The 21,221-nt window shown below is 59.4% G+C and carries 15 protein-coding genes and 2 pseudogenes; 11 read left to right on the top strand and 6 right to left on the bottom strand.

Annotation, left to right across the window (positions count from 1 at the left end; genetic code table 11):
* Positions 1–4: 4 nt before the first annotated feature.
* The 4 genes from pqqC to H7K56_RS00970 all read right to left on the bottom strand — a co-directional run bounded on the left by pqqC (position 5) and on the right by H7K56_RS00970 (position 2,979).
* On the bottom strand, positions 5–760 hold the full coding sequence (gene pqqC / locus H7K56_RS00985; protein ID WP_021505974.1) for a pyrroloquinoline-quinone synthase PqqC: 756 nt from the start codon (positions 758–760) through the stop codon (positions 5–7).
* Positions 757–1,683, bottom strand: coding sequence for a pyrroloquinoline quinone biosynthesis protein PqqB (gene pqqB, locus H7K56_RS00980; RefSeq protein WP_150360533.1), 927 nt, complete (start codon positions 1,681–1,683; stop codon positions 757–759). Before pqqB ends, pqqC begins: the two co-directional genes overlap by 4 nt.
* 55 nt (positions 1,684–1,738) lie before the next feature.
* A complete protein-coding gene (gene pqqA / locus H7K56_RS00975; RefSeq protein WP_010617686.1) occupies positions 1,739–1,810 on the bottom strand; it encodes a pyrroloquinoline quinone precursor peptide PqqA in 72 nt (23 codons plus the stop codon).
* A gap of 149 nt (positions 1,811–1,959) precedes the next feature.
* Positions 1,960–2,979: a dipeptidase gene (locus H7K56_RS00970; RefSeq protein ID WP_249042714.1), complete on the bottom strand. Its 1,020-nt coding sequence runs from the start codon at positions 2,977–2,979 to the stop codon at positions 1,960–1,962.
* Positions 2,980–3,366: 387 nt separating this feature from the next.
* Between H7K56_RS00970 and sapA the strand changes: the two genes are divergently transcribed.
* From sapA to H7K56_RS00935, 7 genes are all read left to right on the top strand, one after another.
* Complete coding sequence (gene sapA / locus H7K56_RS00965; protein WP_058758605.1) at positions 3,367–4,989, top strand: ABC transporter substrate-binding protein SapA; 1,623 nt, start codon at positions 3,367–3,369, stop codon at positions 4,987–4,989.
* A gap of 2 nt (positions 4,990–4,991) precedes the next feature.
* A complete protein-coding gene (gene sapB / locus H7K56_RS00960; RefSeq protein ID WP_150360535.1) occupies positions 4,992–5,957 on the top strand; it encodes a putrescine export ABC transporter permease SapB in 966 nt (321 codons plus the stop codon).
* Positions 5,944–6,834, top strand: coding sequence for a putrescine export ABC transporter permease SapC (gene sapC / locus H7K56_RS00955; RefSeq protein ID WP_021505967.1), 891 nt, complete (start codon positions 5,944–5,946; stop codon positions 6,832–6,834). The genes sapB and sapC overlap by 14 nt, the downstream gene beginning before the upstream one ends.
* Positions 6,834–7,829 (top strand): putrescine export ABC transporter ATP-binding protein SapD, encoded by a 996-nt coding sequence (gene sapD, locus H7K56_RS00950; RefSeq protein WP_021505966.1) that lies wholly within the window; start codon positions 6,834–6,836, stop codon positions 7,827–7,829. Before sapC ends, sapD begins: the two co-directional genes overlap by 1 nt.
* On the top strand, positions 7,829–8,632 hold the full coding sequence (gene sapF / locus H7K56_RS00945; protein ID WP_059012295.1) for a putrescine export ABC transporter ATP-binding protein SapF: 804 nt from the start codon (positions 7,829–7,831) through the stop codon (positions 8,630–8,632). Before sapD ends, sapF begins: the two co-directional genes overlap by 1 nt.
* 141 nt (positions 8,633–8,773) lie before the next feature.
* Positions 8,774–9,562: an enoyl-ACP reductase FabI gene (gene fabI / locus H7K56_RS00940; RefSeq protein WP_021505963.1), complete on the top strand. Its 789-nt coding sequence runs from the start codon at positions 8,774–8,776 to the stop codon at positions 9,560–9,562.
* 195 nt (positions 9,563–9,757) lie between these two features.
* Positions 9,758–10,888: a CMD domain-containing protein gene (locus tag H7K56_RS00935; RefSeq protein WP_150360536.1), complete on the top strand. Its 1,131-nt coding sequence runs from the start codon at positions 9,758–9,760 to the stop codon at positions 10,886–10,888.
* On the opposite strand, the gene H7K56_RS00930 is transcribed toward H7K56_RS00935, so the two are convergent.
* A complete protein-coding gene (locus tag H7K56_RS00930) occupies positions 10,885–11,781 on the bottom strand; it encodes a LysR family transcriptional regulator (protein WP_058758655.1) in 897 nt (298 codons plus the stop codon). The genes H7K56_RS00935 and H7K56_RS00930 overlap by 4 nt on opposite strands.
* A gap of 188 nt (positions 11,782–11,969) precedes the next feature.
* Entirely contained in the window at positions 11,970–13,559 is a 1,590-nt protein-coding gene (locus tag H7K56_RS00925) for a PTS transporter subunit EIIC (protein ID WP_150360537.1), read from the bottom strand.
* A 247-nt stretch (positions 13,560–13,806) separates the two neighbouring features.
* On the opposite strand from H7K56_RS00925, the gene H7K56_RS00920 reads away from it, so the two are divergent.
* From H7K56_RS00920 to pdeR, 4 genes and pseudogenes are all read left to right on the top strand, one after another.
* A complete protein-coding gene (locus H7K56_RS00920; RefSeq protein WP_150360538.1) occupies positions 13,807–16,116 on the top strand; it encodes an FdhF/YdeP family oxidoreductase in 2,310 nt (769 codons plus the stop codon).
* 126 nt (positions 16,117–16,242) lie between these two features.
* Positions 16,243–18,177, top strand: a complete 1,935-nt coding sequence (locus H7K56_RS00915) for an exoribonuclease II (protein ID WP_088517170.1) — start codon at positions 16,243–16,245, stop codon at positions 18,175–18,177.
* Positions 18,178–18,361: 184 nt separating this feature from the next.
* Positions 18,362–19,651: pseudogene (locus H7K56_RS00910) on the top strand (carbon starvation CstA family protein); the annotation flags it as partial.
* A pseudogene (gene pdeR, locus H7K56_RS00905) lies at positions 19,638–21,209 on the top strand (cyclic di-GMP phosphodiesterase); the annotation flags it as partial. The pseudogenes H7K56_RS00910 and pdeR, both read left to right, overlap by 14 nt.
* Between the last annotated feature and the right edge of the window lie 12 nt (positions 21,210–21,221).

Raw genomic sequence — 21,221 nt, 5'->3', positions numbered from 1 at the left:
GTGATTACACCAGTCTTGTACTGTGCCAGGCGACCTGATCGGTCACCGTGTGGTACGGCGGACGCTGCAGTGCGTATGCCATGGTCATGGCATCCAGCATGGTCCAGAGAATGTCGAGTTTAAACTGCAGGATCTCCAGCATACGGTTCTGCTGCTCAGCGCTGGTAAAGACTTCCAGCGCCAGCGCCAGGCCATGTTCCACATCGCGGTTCGCCTGGCTCAGGCGGCTGCGGAAGTAGAAATAGCCTTCCTCTTTGATCCACGGATAGTGCTGCGGCCAGCTGTCGAGGCGTGACTGATGAATCTGCGGGGCAAACAGCTCGGTGAGCGAGCTGCACGCCGCTTCCTGCCAGTTGGCGCGACGCGCAAAGTTGACATAGGCATCAACGGCAAACCGTACGCCTGGCAACACCAGCTTCTCTGACAGCAAGACTTTGCGATCGAGACCGACCGCTTCTCCCAGCTGCAGCCAGGCTTCAATGCCGCCTTCCTCACCGTTACGACCGTCGTGATCGAGGATACGCTGTACCCATTTACGGCGCGTTGCCGGATCCGGACAGTTGGCCATGATCGCCGCATCTTTCAGCGGAATATTGGTCTGATAGTAAAAACGGTTCGCCACCCAGCCCTGAATCTGCTCGCGCGTCGCGGCACCGTTGTGCATCGCGATATGGTAAGGATGGTGAATATGGTAATACGCGCCTTTGGCACGCAGCGCCTGTTCAAAGGCTTCGGGTGACAACGCCTCGGTAATGATCACGATGCGGACTCCTGCAAATAAATCGCCATGCCGTCCCAGCTCACTTCAATGCCCTGCTGCGTCAGGAACTGGCGCTGCGGCGAATGCTCGTTGAGGATCGGATTGGTGTTGTTAATGTGAATCAGAATTTTGCGTCTGGCCGGCAGCGCGGCCAGCAGCGCCATCAGCCCCTGCTCTTCCGCCAGCGCCAGATGGCCCATGGCTTTGCCGGTATTTTTGCCGACGCCGGTGGTCAGCAGCTCATCATCCTGCCACACGGTGCCGTCGATCAGCAGGCAGTCGGCTTTTTGCAGCCACGGCATAATCACCGCATCCGGTTCGCCGAGGCCTGGCGCATACAGCAGCGTCTGCCCGCTGGCGGTGTTTTCGATAAACAGCGCCACGTTATGTCCCGGCAGCGGACGATCGCGATACGGCGAATACGGTGGCGCATTGCTGAGAATCGGAATGGCGGTGAATTGCAGGCTGGCGCAGACGTCAACGCGAAACGGCTCAAGCGGCGTGAGCGCGCGATGCTGCAGGCCGCCGTTCCAGTGCTGCAGCATGGTAAAAATCGGGAAGCCGCTGGTGAGGTCGGCATGCACTTCCGGCGTGCACCATACCTGATGCGGGCAGCCCTCACGCAGGCTCAGCAGACCGGTGGTGTGATCGATCTGGCTATCGGTCAAAATAATGCTGCCAATCGCCGTTCCGCGCAGCACGCCGTGTTTCACCAGTTCCGGTGTCCGGGCGATTTGCTGGCTGATGTCCGGCGAAGCGTTGCACAACACCCAGTCGGTACCGTTATCGCTGACAATGATTGAGGATTGGGTGCGCGCCTGCGCCTGGAGCGTGCCGTTACGCAGCCCGCTGCAGTTGGCGCAGTTACAGTTCCACTGCGGAAAGCCACCGCCAGCCGCCGAACCGAGGACTTTAATAAACATGTGAAGGACCGAAGCAGGAAAAGAAAATGCCCGCACGAACGGCGGGCAGGACGTCTTAGCGGTTGGAGATGTACAGCGTTACTTCCAGGCCCAGACGCAGGTCAACAAACTCAGGTTTTTTCCACATAATATTCTTCCTCATAGTCTTAAAACGCAGAGCAGGCTCTGCTAAAAACATTGCGACAGAAACAAAGCTTCCGCCAGCAATGGATAACGCGGGGCGATGTTGCGCCAATGTAGCGAGCAGATCAACCCTGATTGCGTAAGGAAATACACTTACGCCTGCCAGATTTGGTGCAATACCCGCTGCCAGTTGCCCCAGGCAAGTTGTTCCAGCAATGCCTGATCATAGTTGAGACTGCGCATCAGCGCATACAGCCGCGGCAAACCGGTGACATCTTTAAGCTCTGCGGGCACGCTGATGCCGTCAAAATCCGACCCCAGCGCGACGTGATCGCTTCCCATAATAGTCATCAGATGCTCACAGTGTTTAACAATTTCGATCAAGCCGCCATCATCGTCGCGCTTACCGTCGGCGCGCAGAAAGGCGTTGCCGAAATTAATGCCGACCACGCCACCGCTATCGCGTATCGCCCGCAGCTGGTCGTCGGTAAGGTTGCGCGGCTGCGCGCACAGCGCGTGCGCATTCGAGTGACTGGCGACCAGCGGCGCGGATGAGAGCCGGGCCGTGTCCCAGAATGCTTTTTCATTCATGTGCGACACGTCGATCATCATGCGCTGCTGATTTGCCAGCGTGATCAGCCGCTCGCCGTCGGCGGTCAGTCCCGGACCGCTATCCGGCGAACCGGGAAACGCGCCAGTGACGCCAGCGCCAAAGCGATTTTCCAGATTCCAGAACGGACCGATGCTGCGCACGCCCGCCTGCCAGAAGGCGGCAAGGTCGGCGCCGTCGCCGTCAAAACCGTCCGCGCCCTCAATGTGCGCCACCATCGCCAGCACGCCGTCGCGCCGGCAGGCGGCGATATCGGCGGTGCTGAGGCACAGGCGCGCCCGGCCGTCAGAACGGGCAACCAGCGTTTTCAGAATCTCCAGCTGCTGCCACAGGATCTCCAGCGGCTGCCACGCTTCACCGGCCAGCTGAGGTGCTACTTCGCTGACGTAGCGCTGCGGCGGCACAAACAGCGCAAACAATCCGCCGTAAAAGCCGCCCTGCTGCATGCGCGGAAAATCGAGGTGTCCTTTTTCGATACCGGTAAAGAAGGCAGTGGCCGGATCGTCGCGATGATGCAACCACAGGTTGAGCAACAGGTCATTATGACCATCAAAGGTTTTGATTAACATTGGGTTATCCGCCCGGGAATTCATGGCGTTATGCTACGCGTGTCGCGCAGGTTCGCCAAATACCGGCGCACAAAGCGTGTGTTCAGTCTGGCCAGCACAAAAAAAAGCCCGCAACACGAGGTGCGGGCAACGTAATACTGGAAGCAATGTGAGCAATGTCGTGCTCTTCTTCGGTAGAGCCACCGTCGAAGCGCAGAAGAATAATAATCATTCCTATTATCATCTGTAAAGCTCTAATTGAGAATTTTTCTCATTTCCACACTAATGTTGTGCTTACCACCGTTGCCCGCTGGGTAAAAAAAGCGCAGATACGCGGCGGATTTGGGGAGTACGCTTGCTTTGCGATACACTCTCGCTATTGCCCGAGAATCGTTGAGTTCTATGCCAAAATTATTCCCCGCGCTGCTGCTTGGTCTCAGCGTCCTGAGTGCCTCTGCGCTCGCCGCGCCCGCGGACTCTATCCGCCACAGCGGCTTTGTTTATTGCGTCAACGGCACGGTTAACACCTTCAACCCGCAGATGGTCAGCAGCGGGCTGGTGGTCGATACGCTGGCGGCACAGTTGTATGACCGCCTGCTCGACGTCGACCCTTATACCTATCGCCTGATCCCCGATCTGGCGCAGAGCTGGGAAGTGCGCGATAACGGCGCGACTTACCGCTTCCACTTGCGCAAAGATGTTTCGTTCCAGCATACCAACTGGTTTACGCCGACGCGCAAAATGAACGCCGACGATGTGGTCTTCAGCTTTGCCCGCATGTTCGATCGCCAGCATCCGTGGCATAACGTCAACGGCGGCAGCTATCCCTACTTCGACAGCCTGCAGTTTGCCGACTCGGTGCAGAGCGTGAAGAAGCTGGATAACGACACGGTAGAGATCCGCCTCAACAGCCCGGACGCTTCGTTCCTGTGGCATATCGCCACCCACTACGCGCCGGTGCTGTCGCAGGAGTACGCCAGCCAGCTGAGCGCGGCAGGCCAGCAGGAACAGCTGGATCGCCAGCCGGTGGGCACCGGCCCGTTCCAGCTGAGTGAGTACCGCACCGGACAATATCTGCGTCTGGCGCGCAATCCGCACTACTGGAAAGGCGTGCCGCGTCTGCAACAGGTGGTGATCGACCTCGGCGTGGGCGGCACTGGTCGCCTGTCGAAATTGCTGACCGGCGAGTGTGACGTACTGGCCTACCCGGCCGCCAGCCAGCTGTCGATTCTGCGCGACGATCCGCGCCTGCGCATGACGCTGCGTCCCGGCATGAACATCGCCTATCTGGCGTTTAACACCCGCAAACCGCCGCTCGACCGGCCGGAAGTGCGCCACGCGCTGGCGCTGGCAATCAACAACGAGCGGCTGATGGAGTCGATTTATTACGGCACGGCGGAAACCGCAGCCTCGATTCTGCCGCGCGCCTCGTGGGCTTACGATAATGATGCGCGCGTGACGGAATACAATCCGGCAAAAGCGCGTGAAGCATTAAAAGCGCTGGGCATTGAAGATTTGCATCTGCGTCTGGTGGTGCCGACCACCTCGATGTCGTGGAACCCCAGCCCGCTTAAAACCGCCGAGCTGTTGCAGGCGGATCTGGCGCAGGTGGGCGTGCGCGTCACCATCGCGCCAGTCGAGGGGCGTTTTCAGGAAGCACAGCTGATGGCCATGAATCACGATTTAACCCTGACCGGCTGGGCCACCGACAGTAACGATCCGGACAGTTTCTTCCGCCCGTTGCTGAGTTGCGCGGCGATTCGTTCGCAGACCAACTACGCGCACTGGTGTTCGCCGGCGTTTGATGAGGCGCTGCAGCGCGCGCTGCTGTCGCAGCAGCTGTCGGCACGTATCGACAGCTACGATCGCGCCCAGCAGATGCTGGCGCAGGCGCTGCCGGTGCTGCCGCTGGCGTCGTCGCTGCGCCTGCAGGCTTACCGGCACGATATTAAAGGCCTGGTGCTGAGTCCCTTCGGTAACGCCTCGTTCGCCGGGGTTTACCGCGATGAGCACGGCGAGGAGTAAGCATGATCATCTATCTGTTGCGTCGCATGCTGTTGCTGATCATCACCCTGTTCTTACTCTCGCTGGTGAGTTTCAGCCCGAGCTATTTCACCCCTAACGCGCCGCTGGAAGGCGCCTCGCTGTTCGATGCCTGGTGGTTCTGGTTTAAGGGGCTGCTGCAGTTTGATTTCGGTGTCTCCAGCACCAACGGTCAGGCAATTGATATACAGCTGCGCGAGGTGTTTCCCGCCACGCTGGAACTGTGCGTGCTGGCGTTTATGCTGGCGCTGCTGGTTGGTATTCCGCTCGGCATCTGCGCCGGCGTAATGCGCAATAAATGGCAGGATAAAGCCATCAGCGCGCTGGCGCTGCTGGGCTTCTCAATGCCGGTGTTCTGGCTGGCGCTGCTGTTTACCCTGCTGTTCTCGCTGACGCTGGGCTGGCTGCCGGTTTCCGGCCGTTTCGACCTGCTCTATCCGGTGCAGAACATTACTGGGTTTGCCCTGATTGACGCCTGGCTTAGCCCTTCACCGTGGCGGCATGAGATGCTGGTCAGCGCGCTGACGCACCTGATTCTGCCGGTGATCGTGCTGGCTGTGGCACCGACTACCGAAGTGATTCGCCTGCTGCGCAACAGCACCAGCGACGTGATGGATAAAAATTACGTCAAGGCAGCGGCAACGCGCGGCTTGTCGCGCTTCACCGTGATTCGCCGTCACGTGTTGCACAACGCACTGCCGCCGGTGATCCCGCGTCTTGGCCTGCAATTCTCCACCATGCTGACGCTGGCGATGATCACCGAAGTGGTGTTCAACTGGCCCGGACTGGGACGCTGGCTGATTAACGCCATCCGTCAGCAGGATTACGCGGCGATCTCCGCGGGCGTGATGGTGGTTGGCGGGCTGGTAATTCTGGTCAGCGTACTGTCGGATATTATCGGTGCGGCGCTCAATCCGCTGAAACACAAGGAGTGGTATGCCCTCAGATAACATCTACGCCGAGAAGCGGCTGCCGAGTGCGTTTCGCCTCAGCTGGCAGCGCTTTTATCGCGATACCAGCGCCATGATTGGCCTGTACGGCTTCGGCATCCTGCTGTTTCTCTGCCTGTTCGGCGGGCTGCTGTCCCCTTACGGTATCGACCAGCAGTTTCTCGGCTATCAGCTGTTGCCGCCGTCGTGGTCGCGCTACGGCGATGTCTCCTTCTTTCTCGGCACTGACGATCTCGGGCGCGATGTGCTAAGCCGTTTACTGAGCGGCGTGGCGCCGACGGTTGGCTCTGCGCTGCTGGTTACGGTGCTGGCAGCAATCTGCGCGCTGCTGCTGGGCGTGCTGGCGGGAATTACCCACGGTTTGCGCTCGGCGGTGATGAATCACGTGCTGGATACGCTGCTGTCGATTCCCTCTCTGCTGCTGGCGATTATCGTGGTGGCCTTTCTTGGCCCGCGGCTGGAGCATGCGATGCTGGCGGTACTGCTGGCGCTGATCCCGCGTCTGGTGCGCGAAATCTACACGGCAGTGCATGACGAGATGGAAAAAGAGTATGTGGTGGCGCTGCGGCTGGATGGCGCGCGCAACCTGAATATTCTGTGGAATGCGGTGCTGCCAAACGTCCTGCCGCTGCTGGTCAGTGAATTTACCCGCTCGCTGTCGATGGCGATCCTCGACATCGCCGCGCTCGGCTTTCTTGACCTCGGCGCGCAGCTGCCCTCGCCCGAATGGGGTGCGATGTTGGGTGACGCGCTGGAGCTGATTTACGTGGCGCCGTGGACGGTAATGCTGCCGGGTGCCGCGCTGATGGTAAGCGTATTGATTGTTAACCTGCTGGGCGATGGCATCCGTCGCGCCGTCGCTGCGGGAGTGGAATAATGCCGTTACTGGACATCCGAAATCTGACCATAGAATTCATGACCGCTGAAGGTCCGGTGAAAGCGGTCGATCGCATCAATCTGACGCTAAACGAGGGCGAAGTGCGTGGCCTGGTGGGCGAATCCGGCTCGGGGAAAAGTCTGGTGGCGAAAGCCATCTGCGGCGTGACCAAAGATAACTGGCGTGTCACCGCCGATCGCATGGTGTTCGATGATATCGATCTGCTGCGCCTGTCGCCGCGCGAACGGCGGCGCATCGTTGGCCATAACGTGTCGATGATTTTTCAGGAGCCGCAATCCTGCCTCGATCCTTCTGAAAGTGTCGGCCGCCAGCTGATGCAGGCCATTCCACGCTGGACCTTTAAGGGCCGCTGGTATCAGCGCCTGTGGTTCTGGCGCAAAGAGCGCGCCATTGAGCTGCTGCACCGCGTCGGCATTAAAGATCACAAAGACATTATGCGCAGCTTCCCGTATGAGCTGACCGAGGGCGAATGTCAGAAGGTGATGATCGCCATCGCGCTGGCCAATCAGCCGCGCCTGCTGATTGCCGATGAGCCGACCAATGCCATGGAGCCCACCACCCAGGCGCAGATTTTCCGTCTGCTGAGCCGCCTCAATCAGAATAACAACACCACGATTTTGCTGATCAGCCATGACCTGCGCACCATGAGTCAGTGGGCGGACCGCATCAACGTGATGTACTGCGGACAAACGGTGGAAACCGCGCAGAGTGACGATCTGATGGAAACGCCGCACCATCCGTATACGCAGGCGCTGATCCGCGCCATGCCCGACTTTGGCCGCGCGCTGCCGCATAAAAGCCGCCTGAATACGCTGTCCGGCGCGATACCGTCGCTGGAACATCTGCCGATTGGCTGCCGTCTCGGTCCGCGCTGTCCTTACGCGCAGCGTAAATGCATCGAAACGCCGCGCCTGAGCGGCACTAAAGCGCATCTTTATGCCTGCCACTTCCCGCTGAATATGGAGAGCCAATAATGGAAACCCTGCTGGAAGTGCGCAACCTGAGCAAAACCTACCGCTACCGCACCGGGCTGTTCCGGCGCCAGCATGTTGAAGCGGTGAAAAACGTCAGTTTTACCCTGCGCGAAAAGCAGACGCTGGCCATTATCGGCGAAAACGGTTCGGGCAAATCCACGCTGGCGAAGATGCTGAGCGGCATGGTGGCGCCAAGCGAAGGCGAGATGCTGATCGACGACCACCCGCTCTCTTATGGCGATTACGGCTACCGCAGCCAGCGGATTCGCATGATTTTTCAGGATCCGTCGACGTCGCTCAATCCGCGCCAGCGCGTCAGCCAGATCCTTGATTTTCCGCTGCGGCTGAATACCGGGCTTGATGATGAAGCACGCGAAAAGCGCATCATTGCCACGCTGCGTCAGGTCGGGCTGCTGCGCGACCACGCCGGCTACTATCCGCACATGCTGGCCCCCGGCCAGAAGCAGCGTCTGGCGCTGGCGCGCGCGTTGATTCTGCAGCCGAAGGTGATTGTCGCTGATGAAGCCCTCGCCTCGCTGGACATGACCATGCGTTCGCAGCTGGTGAACCTGATGCTGGAGCTGCAGGAGAAACACGGCATCGCCTATATTTATGTTACTCAGCATCTTGGCATGATGAAGCACATCAGCGACCAGGTGCTGGTGATGCATCAGGGCGAAGTGGTGGAGCGAGGCGGCACCGCTGACGTGCTGGCCTCGCCGCTGCACGACTTAACCAAACGGCTGATTGCCAGCCATTTTGGCGAAGCGTTAACCGCCGAGGCGTGGCGGCGCGAGCGTTGAGTGCTACGGCCGTAGCGGAAAACGCGGTGCGATTTACCCCATTTGATACAGACGTGCTAGAATCCGCACGTCGATTAACGTCGGTCGCACAATTTTTAATCATCGCGACCGCCAACAACAATGACCATAAGGATTACAGCTATGGGTTTTCTTTCCGGTAAGCGCATTCTGATTACTGGCGTTGCCAGTAAACTTTCCATCGCCTACGGTATTGCGCAGGCGATGCACAAACAGGGCGCAGAACTGGCTTTCACCTACCAGAACGACAAACTGAAAGGTCGCGTGGAAGAGTTCGCTAAAGAACTGGGTTCAGACATTGTTCTGCCATGCGATGTGGCAGAAGACGAGAGCATCACTGCCCTGTTCACTGAACTGGCAAAAACCTGGCCGAAATTTGACGGCTTTGTTCACTCCATCGGCTTCGCCCCGGGCGACCAGCTGGATGGCGACTACGTGAACGCCGTTACCCGTGAAGGCTTCAAAATCGCGCACGACATCAGCGCCTACAGCTTTGTGGCGATGGCCAAAGAGTGCCGCGCGATGCTGAACCCGAACGCAGCACTGCTGACCCTCTCTTACCTGGGTGCAGAGCGCGCTATCCCGAACTACAACGTGATGGGTCTGGCGAAAGCGTCGCTGGAAGCCAACGTGCGTTACATGGCGAACGCGATGGGTCCGGAAGGCGTGCGTGTTAACGCCGTGTCTGCCGGTCCAATCCGTACCCTGGCCGCATCAGGCATTAAAGATTTCCGTAAGATGCTGGCACACTGCGAAGCGGTAACCCCGATTCGTCGTACCGTCACCATCGAAGACGTAGGCAACTCTGCGGCCTTCCTGTGCTCAGACCTGGCGGGTGGTATCACCGGTGAAGTGGTGCACGTGGATGGCGGCTTCAGCATTGCCGCAATGAACGAGCTGGAACTGAAATAAGTTCTGCGGGCGAGCCAGGTGCTCGCCCTTTTTCTTTTCTCTCCCCCGCCTTATAGCCACACGCTATTAATTATTCCCCATCATTCTTTTGCCCTGGACAGCCGTTCAGCGACGATAAGCTAGCCCTTGAGTGGCGATGCGCTTTTCAGATTTGCCCGTTGTGCACTCAGTCCGTTTTTTGCGAAAGGAATGACCATGGAACACCGCCGTTCTCCCGGCCATGACCACTGGTTTTATGAAAGCCAGACTCGCCCGCATACGTCCGCTGCTGCTCCCCTGGTTCCCGAAGCCGCTCATATTGATGACCGTTTTCTGCTCGGCCTGCAGCAGGAAGCCAGCGCCCTGAAGCCGTTGCTGCAGCGCTTTCAGCCAGTGCTACAGGCGGCACGCGACCTGAGCCATACCCTGCTGCCCGATGCAGTCAGCACCTCGCTGACTCACACGCTAACGCTGTACGATCGTCTCAGCACCGCACTCACGGTGGCGCAGGTGGCTGGCGTGCAGCGGCTGTGCAATCACTACTCGGCGCGGCTAAATCCGCTGCCGGGACCGGATTCTTCGCGCGAAAGCAATAATCGCCTGACGCAAATCACGCAGTATGCGCGCCAGCTGGCGATGCAGCCGGAGCTGATTACCGCCAGCAGCATCAGCGCGCTGGATGCGGTAGGCCTGACTGAACCCGATATCGTTACGCTCAACCAGCTAGTAGGCTACGTCAGCTATCAGGCGCGCGTAGTCGCCGCGGTTCAGGCGATGATGGGCCTGCCGGTGCGCTGGATCCCTGGCGTCACGCCGCCCGCCGACGCCGATGCTGCGCTGTTCAGTCAGGCCGTTGCCTGGCAGCACGCCATCAAGCCGGTTGAGCTGCGTTATGCCAGCGCTGATCAGCTGGCAGCGGTGACCTTTTGTCAGGGCATGGCCGGACTCGACGACGCTGTCTGGCTGCTGGTGCACGATGCCCAGGCGCTGTATGGCTGGGCGACGCTGCGTCAGCGGCTTGAGGCTTATGGTGGGGAAGAGGAACAGCTGGCGCAGGCAGTCAGCGCGCGCGTGCTGGGCTGCCGACGCCAGTTCGCGCAGCTGGCGAACGGCTGGCGCAGGCGTTTGCTGCACGATGTGGATCAGGCCAGCGATGACAGCCTGACGCAGCAGGTAATCGCGCTGAGCGCCCAGCTTACCCGGCTGCCGGAGCGCTTCAGTGCTGCCCATCTGCAGCCGCTGTTAAACGCGGGCTGGGGCAGCGAGCGCCTGTTCACGCTGATGCAGGCGGTGGCATTTGCCAGCTGGCAGGATCGACTGCTGATGGCGCTGGGCGAAGCGCGCTAATCTGCCAGGTGGCGGCGTGCTTCGTCAAAGAAGTGCTGCGACAGCGGCGACGCCCTGCCCGGCTCAGCAATCACCAGCGCCGCCTGACGTCCCATCGGCGCGATATCAATCGGCCGGCGCGCCAGATGGTGCAACATTTCCGGTAGCAGATGGCCGCAGGGCGACACCATGACGCCCAGGCCAACCTGCGCACTCTGAATCAACTGCATCACCGAGGCGCTTTCCACAATCACCCGCGGCAGCACGCCGGTTTCACGCAGCTGTCCGTCGAGGTAACGCCGGAAATAGCGCGTGGGCTCGGCCAGGCACAGCGGCTGGCTCGCCAGCGTGTGCAGCGACAGCCGCTCATGCTGCAGCAGCGCCGGGAAGTGGTCGGGATGGAAAATCGCTTCCACGCCGCGATCGTTGAGCAGCGCGGTCTGGAAATGCAGTTCCCGCAGTGACGTCAGCTCAAAAAAGCCGATACCGCCGTCCACGGTGTGGCTGTTAAGCGCTTCCAGCAGTTGATCGGCGCTCATGGCAGAAACGCGATAGTCGAGCTGCGGATAGCGCGCTTCCACCGCTTTCAGTAACGCCGGCAGCGCTACGCTGCACTGTGGCATCACACCCAGCCGCAGCGTGCCGTTGACGCCGTGTTTGAGCGACTCCACTTCCAGCTTCAGTCCCTGATACACCGAAACAATTTCGCGCGCCCACGTCAGCACGCGTTCCCCTTCTGGGGTGAAGCCGTCAAAGTTGTTGCTGCGATTGATCAGCGACAGCCCCAGCTCGCGCTCAAGGTTTTTAAGCCGCATCGAGAGCGTGGGCTGGCTGACGAAGCTGGCCTCCGCCGCGCGGCCAAAATGGCGCTCGCGTTCCAGATTGCACAGATAGATCAATTGTTTGATGTCGATTTTCTTATCCGCCGTCGAATTTTTATCGCGTTATGGTAGCAAAACTCGTCGCGCCCCAACGCGCACTTAGCGAAGAAATTTCTGCGTTGTCAGGCGGATTGCTCAGGCGGATAGCGGGTGATGCATGCGCGGAGACGCGGCGGGTCGCCACCGACCGCGCCCCGCATGATTAACGGTTACGCCCGGCATCAGGCGACGCCGAGCGCACTTTTCACCTCGTTAGCGATCTTCTCGACCTGCGGCCCGTAGATCACCTGCACATCGTGTTCGCTGACGCGATTAACCCCGTTAGCGCCGGTCGACAGCAGCGTTTGATCCACCACTTCTTTCATCTCTTTGACCCGCACGCGCAGGCGAGTGAAGCAGCAATCGACGTCCTCTATATTGGCCTCACCGCCCAGCCCGCTGATGATCACGCGGGTGCGTTCATCCGCCGCCACCTGCTGCGGTTTGGCTTCCTCTTCGGATTCGCGCCCCGGCGTTTCGACCTGCATCCGGGTAATCACCAGGCGAAAGCCCCAGTAATAAACCGGCGCATAAATGGCGCCCAGCACCAGCGTCCACCACCAGTGGGTTTTGCTGCCGCCGAGAATGCCAAACACCAGCAGATCAATCGCGCCGCCCTGCACGTTACCGATCATCAGGTGCAGCATCGACATCAGCATAAATGACAGGCCGGTCAGCAGCGCGTGCATCACGTACAGCACCGGTGAGACGAAGATGAAGCAGAACTCCAGCGGTTCGGTGATGCCGGTGGTAAACGAGGTCAGCGCACCGGCCAGCACCAGCGCTTTGACCCGCTGCTTATGTTCAGGTTTGGCGGTGTGGTAGATGGCCAGCGCGGCGGCGGGCAGACCGAACATCATCACCGGAATTTTGCCCTGGGCGAGAAACTGCGTGGCGGTACGCACGGTGTCGTCCGGAATCGCGCCGGGATGGGTCAGCGAAGTGTTAAAAATATTCAGCGCGCCGACGATGGTCTGGCCGTCCACCGTCGCCATGCCGCCAATCGGCGTAAAGCGCACGGTTTCATTGAGGATGTGATGCAGGCCGGTCGGGATCAGCAGGCGCTCGCAGGCGCCGAGCAAAAAGGCACCGTACTGACCGCTTTTACCGATCATCTGACCGACCCACGCAATGCCCTGGCCGATGGTTGGCCAGATTAGTGCCAGCAGCACGCCCGTCAGCGGCAGCACCACCACCGTCACGATGGGCACAAAGCGACGCCCGCCAAAAAAGCTGATCGCCGTGGGCAACGGCTGGGTATAGAAGCGGTTGTGCAGCATCACAGTGAGCAGGCCGGCAATCACCCCGCCCAGCACGCTCATGTTGTAGGTAAAAATGCCGAGCATGTCGATGTACTCGGCTGACGTCATCATGGCGCTGGTCTGGTCCATGCCCGCCTGCTGCAGCGCCTCAGGCGTGGTGGTGGCTGCCGTCAGCCCTTTCGCCGCCAGCGTGGCGCTGATCCCCACATTCATGGCGATATAGCCAATCACTGCCGCAAACGCGGCGGTGGGTTTCTCCGCTTTGGCCAGCCCAATTGCGCTGGCGACGGCAAAAAATACCGGCAGGTTGGCAAACAGCGCGCCCGCCACTTTACGAATAAAACCGATGATCAACTGCGGCACCTGCAAACTGGCAAATGCTTCACCGGTGATCGCCGGATTCTGCAACGCGGCGGCCAGACCGAGAAAGATACCGGCGGCAGCAATGATGGAGATCGGCATCATTAAGGCTTTGCCGAATGCGTGAACCTGACTGGCAAGTTGCTTCATGGAGCGCGCCCTTTTGCTAACGGAAAGAGCAATTATTAGCCACTATTTGGCCGCACACTTACCCGCCGGCGCGCGGCAGCGGATAATTTATGATGCCGATCACGCTTTTATCCCTGGCGCGCGATAAACGTTAACTATCGCACCATTAAGTCAATCAATTAGACAACTTTTGCCGTCAGTCGCACACTTCTCACCAACAGAAGTCATATTCTGATAACAATTCATAAACAATAAGCCTGCGACTATCATGAAATTTAAACGTAAGATTCAGCCCTATCGCGCCGCTGCTGGCGGCTGGGGCTCGCTGGAAGCCACCACCCGTTTTGTCCTTGACAGTAAAGCTGCCCTGAAAAACATGCGTAACCTGATGCGCATGAACAAAGCGCGCGGCTTTGACTGCCCGGGCTGTGCCTGGGGCGATGATAACAAGAGCACCTTTAGCTTCTGCGAAAACGGCGCGAAAGCCGTGACCTGGGAAGCGACACGCCGCGTCGTCGAGCCAGAATTTTTTGCCCAGCACAGCGTCAGCACTCTGTATCAGCAGAGCGACTATTTCCTTGAGTATCAGGGCCGCCTGACCCACCCGATGCGCTACAACAGCGCGACCGATCACTATGAACCGATTAGCTGGGATGACGCCTTTGCGCTGATCGCGCAGCATCTGCAGGCGATGGACCATCCAAACCAGCTGGAGCTGTACACCTCCGGTCGCGCCAGCAATGAAGCCTCCTGGCTGTACCAGCTGTTTGGCCGCGTGCTGGGCACCAACAATTTCCCTGACTGTTCCAACATGTGCCACGAAGCCAGCGGCACCGGACTGAAACGCAGCATTGGCGTCGGTAAAGGCACCATTCGCCTGGACGATTTCGACCATGCTGATGCGATTTTTGTCTTTGGCCAGAATCCCGGCACCAACCATCCGCGCATGCTGCACAGCCTGCGTCACGCCGCCGATCACGGCGCCAGAATCGTGACCTTTAATACCCTGCGCGAGCGCGGCCTGGAACGTTTTGCCGATCCGCAGAAGCCGCTGGAAGTGGTGACGTCGATGGCCGGCAACATCAGTTCTGCCTATTATCAGCCCAACCTCGGCGGCGATATGGCGGCGGTGCGCGGCATGGTCAAAGCGCTACTGGAAGAGCAGCGTAAACGGCTGGCCGCCGGTGAAAAAGGCATATTCGATCAGGCCTTTATTGACGCCAACACCCAGGGCGTTGAGCAGTATCTGGCGGCCGTCGACGACACCCGCTGGGAGCAGATTGTGCAGCAGTCGGGCCTGAGCGAAGCGCAGATTCGCGAAGCCGCCGCCATTTACCAGAGCGCCGAACGGGTGATCATCACCTGGGCGATGGGCATTACTCAGCACAAACACTCGGTCGATACCGTACGGGAAATCGTTAACCTGCAGCTGCTGTTTGGCCAGCTCGGCAAACAAGGCGCGGGTCTGTGTCCGGTGCGCGGCCACAGTAACGTGCAGGGCAACCGCACCATGGGCATCGACGAGAAACCGTCGAAAGCGTTCCTCGATGCACTGGGCGCACATTTTGCTTTTGAACCGCCGCGCGAACACGGTCATAACACGGTTGAAGCGCTCAACGCCATGCTGCGTGATGAAGTCAAAGTGCTGATTGCGCTGGGCGGTAACCTCGCCGCGGCGGCGCCGGACTCACCGGTTACCGAAGAAGCGCTGCAGCATTGTGGTCTGACGGTACACATCAGCACCAAGCTGAACCGCAGCCATCTGGTACCGGGCCACGAAGGCCTGATTCTGCCGACGCTGGGCCGTACCGAGCGCGATCGCCAGGCCAGCGGCAACCAGTTCATCACCGTAGAAGATTCGTTTAGCATGGTGCATGCCTCAGAAGGTGTCGGCATTCCGCTGGCGGAAACGCAGCGTTCGGAAACAGCCATTGTGGCCGGTATCGCGCACGCGACGCTGGGCAGCGACCACATCGACTGGCTCGGCATGGCCGCTGATTACAACGTCATTCGCGATCACATTGCGGCGACCATCCCCGGCTTCGCTGATTTTAACCGTCAGTGTGATATTCCCGGCGGCTTTTACCTCGGTAACGCTGCCGCAGAACTGCGTTTCAATACGCCATCGCGTCAGGCAGAATTCAGCGCGGCGGCACTGCCGACCTCGCTGTTCCCGCAGCTGGGCAATGACGTTGAAGTGCCATTCACGTTGCAGACGCTGCGCTCGCATGACCAGTACAACACCACCATTTATGGCCTGGATGACCGCTATCGCGGCGTGTATGGTCAGCGTGAAGTGGTATTTATCCACCCGGACGACATGGCGTCCCTCGGCTTCAGCGAAGGGCAGCTGGTCGATATTGAAACCCTGTGGAATGACGGTCTGACGCGTCGCGTCAGCGGCTTTAAGCTGGTGCCGTATAATATTCCGCGCGGTAACCTCGCCGCCTACTATCCGGAGACCAATCCGCTGGTACCGCTCTCCAGCTACGGTGACGGCAGCGGTACGCCCACCTCCAAATCGGTACCGGTGAAGCTGGCGCTGACCGCCGCCGCGCCGACCCAGCGTATCGCCTGAGTTCTCCGCGTTACCAGAAAGTAAAAAGCCGCGTAAAGCGGCTTTTTCGCCTGTTTTAGCCTTGCCGCGCGGACCTGATTCGCGTAAAACTGTCCACCGCTCTTAGGCCACGAAACTAAATATATTATGTTCCAGGATAACCCGCTGCTCGCGCAGCTGAAAGAGAAGCTTCACGCGCAGACCCCGCGCGCCGAAGGTGTTGTGAAAGGCACGGAAAAAGGCTTTGGCTTCCTCGAAGTTGACGCTCAGAAAAGCTACTTCATTCCCCCTCCGCAGATGAAGAAAGTGATGCACGGCGACCGCATTTCCGCCGTGATCCACACTGATAAAGACCGCGAGAGCGCGGAGCCGGAAACCCTGATTGAGCCGTTCCTGACGCGCTTTGTCGGCCGCGTGCAGAAAAAAGATGACCGCCTGTCTATCGTGCCGGATCATCCGCTGCTGAAAGACGCGATTCAGTGCCGTGCGGTGCGTGGCCTGACCCACGATTTCCAGAACGGTGACTGGGCCGTGGCAGAGATGCGCCGCCATCCGCTGAAAGGCGATCGCGGTTTCTATGCCGAACTGACCGAATTTGTTGTCACCGCGGACGATCACCTCGCGCCGTGGTGGGTCACGCTGTCACGCCACAATCTGGAGCGCGAAGCGCCGGAAGTGGGCTTTGGCGAGATGCTGGACGAACAGCTGCAGCGTGAAGATCTCACCGCGCTGAACTTTGTCACCATCGACAGCGCCAGCACCGAAGATATGGACGATGCGCTGTATGTTGAAGAGCTGGCAGAAGGCAAGCTGGCGCTGACCATCGCCATTGCCGACCCGACCGCTTACGTTGCCGCCGGCAGCGAACTCGACCAGCTGGCCTCCAGACGCGCCTTCACCAACTATCTGCCGGGCTTTAACATCCCGATGCTGCCGCGCGAACTGTCAGATGATGTCTGCTCGCTGCGCCCTAACGTCAGGCGTCCGGCGCTGGTGTGTCGCGTCACTGTACTGCCGGATGGCAGCCTGGCTGACGATGCCCACTTCTTTGCCGCGTGGATCGAATCCAAAGCCAAGCTGGTGTACGACGAAGTGTCGGACTGGCTGGAGAACAGCGGCAGCTGGCAGCCGGAAAATGACACCATCGCGCAGCAGATTCGCCTGCTGCATCGCCTGTGCCTGGCGCGCGGCGAGTGGCGTCAGACGCACGCGCTGGTGTTTAAAGATCGCCCTGACTACCGCTTCGTGCTGGGTGAGAAAGGCGAAGTGCTGGATATTATTGCGGAACCGCGCCGCATCGCTAACCGCATCGTGGAAGAAGCGATGATCCTCGCCAACGTCTGCGCCGCTAAAGTGCTGCAGGAGAAGCTTGGCTTCGGTATCTACAACCTGCACACCGGTTTCGACCAGGCGAACGCGGAACAGGCGGCTGGGGTACTGGCTGGTCACGGTATCACGGTTGATCCGCAGGCCATTACCACGCTGGAAGGCTTCCGTCAGCTGCGTCGTCAGCTTGATGCGCAGCCAACCCAGTATCTCGACAGCCGCATTCGTCGTTTCCAGAGTTTCGCCGAAATCAGCACCGAACCGGGCCCGCACTTTGGCCTCGGCCTCGACGCCTACGCGACCTGGACGTCACCGATTCGTAAATTCGGCGATATGATCAACCATCGTCTGCTGAAGGCTATCGTGCGCGGCGAAAGCATTGCGCGGCCACAGGATGACGTGACCCTGATCATGAGTGAGCGTCGCCGTCTCAACCGCATGGCCGAGCGCGATGTCGGTGACTGGCTGTACGCGCGCTTCCTCGCGCCGTTTGCCGGCACTGACCGCAAATTCAGTGCCGAGATCATCGACGTTTCGCGCGGCGGCATGCGCGTGCGCCTGCTGGAGAACGGTGCGGTCGCCTTTATCCCTGCCCCGTTCATTCACGCCGTGCGTGACGAACTGGTGTGCTCGCAGGAGAGCGGGACCGTGCAGATCAAAGGTGAAGTGGCCTACCGCGTGACCGATGTGATTGATGTGACCATCGCCGAAGTGCGCATGGAAACACGCAGCGTGGTGGCCCGTCCGGCCGCCTGAGCATGAAATCGTGCGGGATAACAGCCGTTATCCCGCATTTTTCCCCGCCCGCCTGAACAGTTGTTAAATTTGTTTCCCGCTTCACACTTCTGATCCGATTCCCTGTCGTTAACAATTCATTACATTACTTTTAACTTGTTGTATTCCGATCGCCTTTTTCCCGGTCCCTACAAGGAGTTAACTCATGAACAACGTCAGAACCGGATTGATCTGGTTAGCGGTGGCGTTAATTGGTGCGGCTGCGTTCGCCATACTGGCACTCAGTCGCGGCGAGCACGTTAATGCCGTCTGGCTGGTGATCGCCTCCGTCGCCTGCTATAGCATCGCGTATCGCTTCTACAGCCTGTTTATCGCCAGGCGCATTTTTGAGCTGGACGACCGGCGCCGCACGCCGGCAGAGCGCTTCAATGACGGGCTGGACTATGTTCCCACCAACAAATGGGTGCTGTTTGGCCACCACTTTGCCGCGATCGCCGGTGCCGGTCCGCTGGTCGGGCCGATCCTGGCGGCGCAGATGGGTTTTCTGCCCGGCACCATCTGGATTCTGGTTGGCGTGATGCTGGCCGGCGCGGTGCAGGATTTTCTGGTGCTGTTTATCTCCACGCGCCGCGACGGTCGTTCGCTGGGTGAGATGGCGCGCCAGGAACTGGGCTCGTTCGCCGGCGTGGTCACCATGCTCGGTGCGCTCGGTGTGATGATCATTATTCTCTCCGCGCTGGCGCTGGTGGTGGTGAAAGCGCTGGCTAACAGTCCGTGGGGGCTGTTTACCATCGCCGCCACCATTCCGATTGCCCTGTTCATGGGCGTGTATATGCGCTTTCTGCGTCCGGGCAAAATCGCCGAAGTGTCGATCATCGGCTTTGTGCTGATGATGGCGGCGATCATTTACGGCGGTGACGTGGCGGCCGATCCGTACTGGGGACCGATTTTTACCCTGAAAGGCACCGAGCTGACGTGGGTGCTGGTGATCTACGGTTTTGTTGCCTCGTCGCTGCCGGTGTGGCTGCTGCTGGCGCCGCGTGATTACCTCTCCACCTTCCTGAAAATCGGCGTAATCATCGGGCTGGCGGTGGGCATTCTGTTCGCCATGCCGGAACTGAAGATGCCGGCGGTGACGCGCTTTATCGACGGCACGGGCCCGGTGTTCTCCGGCGCGCTGTTCCCGTTCCTGTTTATCACCATTGCCTGCGGCGCGATCTCCGGCTTCCACGCGCTGGTGTCGAGCGGTACCACGCCAAAACTGGTGGAGCGCGAAAGCCATATTCGCTTTATCGGCTATGGCGCCATGCTGATGGAGTCCTTTGTGGCGATCATGGCGCTGATTTGTGCCTCGGTGCTCGATCCGGGCGTCTACTTTGCCATGAACTCACCGGCGGCGCTGATTGGCACCACGGTGGAGAACGCGTCTCAGGTAATTAACGGCTGGGGCTTTGTGGTGACGCCGGAGATGCTGAGCGGTATTGCCGGCGAAGTACACCGGCCTGAAAGAGCAGGAAGTAATTGGCCGCAATGTGTTTCAGCTGTTTATGACCAAACAGGAAGCGCAGGCGTCGCGCCGCAATATCGCCGGCTTCTTTCGCGACGGCAACTCCTACGAAGTGGAGCGCTGGGTTAAAACCCGAAAAGGTCAGCGACTGTTTCTGTTTCGTAATAAGTTCGTCCACAGCGGTAGCGGAAAAAATGAAATTTTCCTCATCTGTTCCGGAACCGACATCACAGAAGAGCGTCGGGCGCAGGAGCGCTTACGCGTTATGGCCAATACCGACACGGTGACGGGCCTGCCGAATCGCAACGCTATCCATCAGCAAATTAGCCTGGCACTGGAGCTGGCTAACGGCAGCCAGACCGGCGTGGTTTACCTCGATCTCGACAATTTCAAGAAGGTAAACGATGCCTACGGCCATATGTTTGGCGACCAGCTGCTGCAGGCGGTGTCGCTGGCGATCCTCAGCTGTCTCGGCAAGGATCAGACGCTGGCACGTCTCGGCGGTGATGAATTTGTGGTGCTGGCTGAGCACACCAGTCAGGCGGCGCTGGAGGCGATGGCCTCACGCATTCTGGAGCGGCTGCGTCAGCCGTTCCGTATCGGGCTGATCGAAGTCTACAGCGGCTGCTCGATTGGTATCGCCCTCGCCCCGCTGCATGGTGAAGATCGCGAAAGTCTGATTCGTAACGCCGATACCGCGATGTACCACGCTAAAGAGAACGGGCGCGGCAAATTCTGCGTGTTCGCCAGCGAGATGAACCAGCGCGTATTTGAATATCTGTGGCTGGATACCAATCTGCGCAAAGCGCTGGAGCAGGATCATCTGGTGGTGCACTATCAGCCGAAGATCGATCGCGACGGTGAAGTGCGCAGTGCCGAGGCGCTGGTGCGCTGGAATTCACCTGAACGCGGCCTGGTGCCGCCTGGCGATTTCATCTCTTACGCGGAAGAGTCCGGACTGATTGTGCCGCTCGGGCGCTGGGTAATGCTGAACGTGTTGCAGCAAATCGTAAAATGGCGCAGCGAAGGCATTTACCTGCGTGTCGCAGTGAACGTTTCCGCCAAGCAGCTGATCGACCAGAGCATCTACAGCGACCTGAAACAGGCGCTGAGCGAAGCGGGCATCAGTGAGTGCCCGATAGACATCGAGCTGACGGAAAGCTGCCTGATCGAGAACGAGGCCGGTGCGCTGAAGCTGATGAAACAGTTTCAGGAGTTAGGCGCACAGGTGCATCTGGATGATTTCGGCACGGGCTACTCCTCGCTCTCCCAGCTGGCGCGCGTGCCGATCGATGCGATTAAGCTGGATCAAAGTTTTGTGCGCAATATTAACAAGCAACCGGTATCGCAGTCGCTGGTGCGCGCGATCGTTGCCGTGGCGAAAGCCCTGGATTTACAGGTCATTGCCGAAGGCATCGAAACCAAAGCCGAAGAGAAGTTTGTGCTGACCAACGGTGTCGATGGGCGTCAGGGTTATTATTATGCGAAACCAATGCCCGCAGAGCAGCTCGGGCATTGGCTGGCTAAGCATCCTGCCCGCGTTTAACGTCTTAGCGTA

The organism is Pantoea dispersa (genome assembly GCF_014155765.1).
Lineage (GTDB): Bacteria > Pseudomonadota > Gammaproteobacteria > Enterobacterales > Enterobacteriaceae > Pantoea > Pantoea dispersa.
The sequence above is the reverse complement of the archived record's forward strand: the minus strand, read 5'-3'. Positions and strand labels throughout refer to the sequence as shown.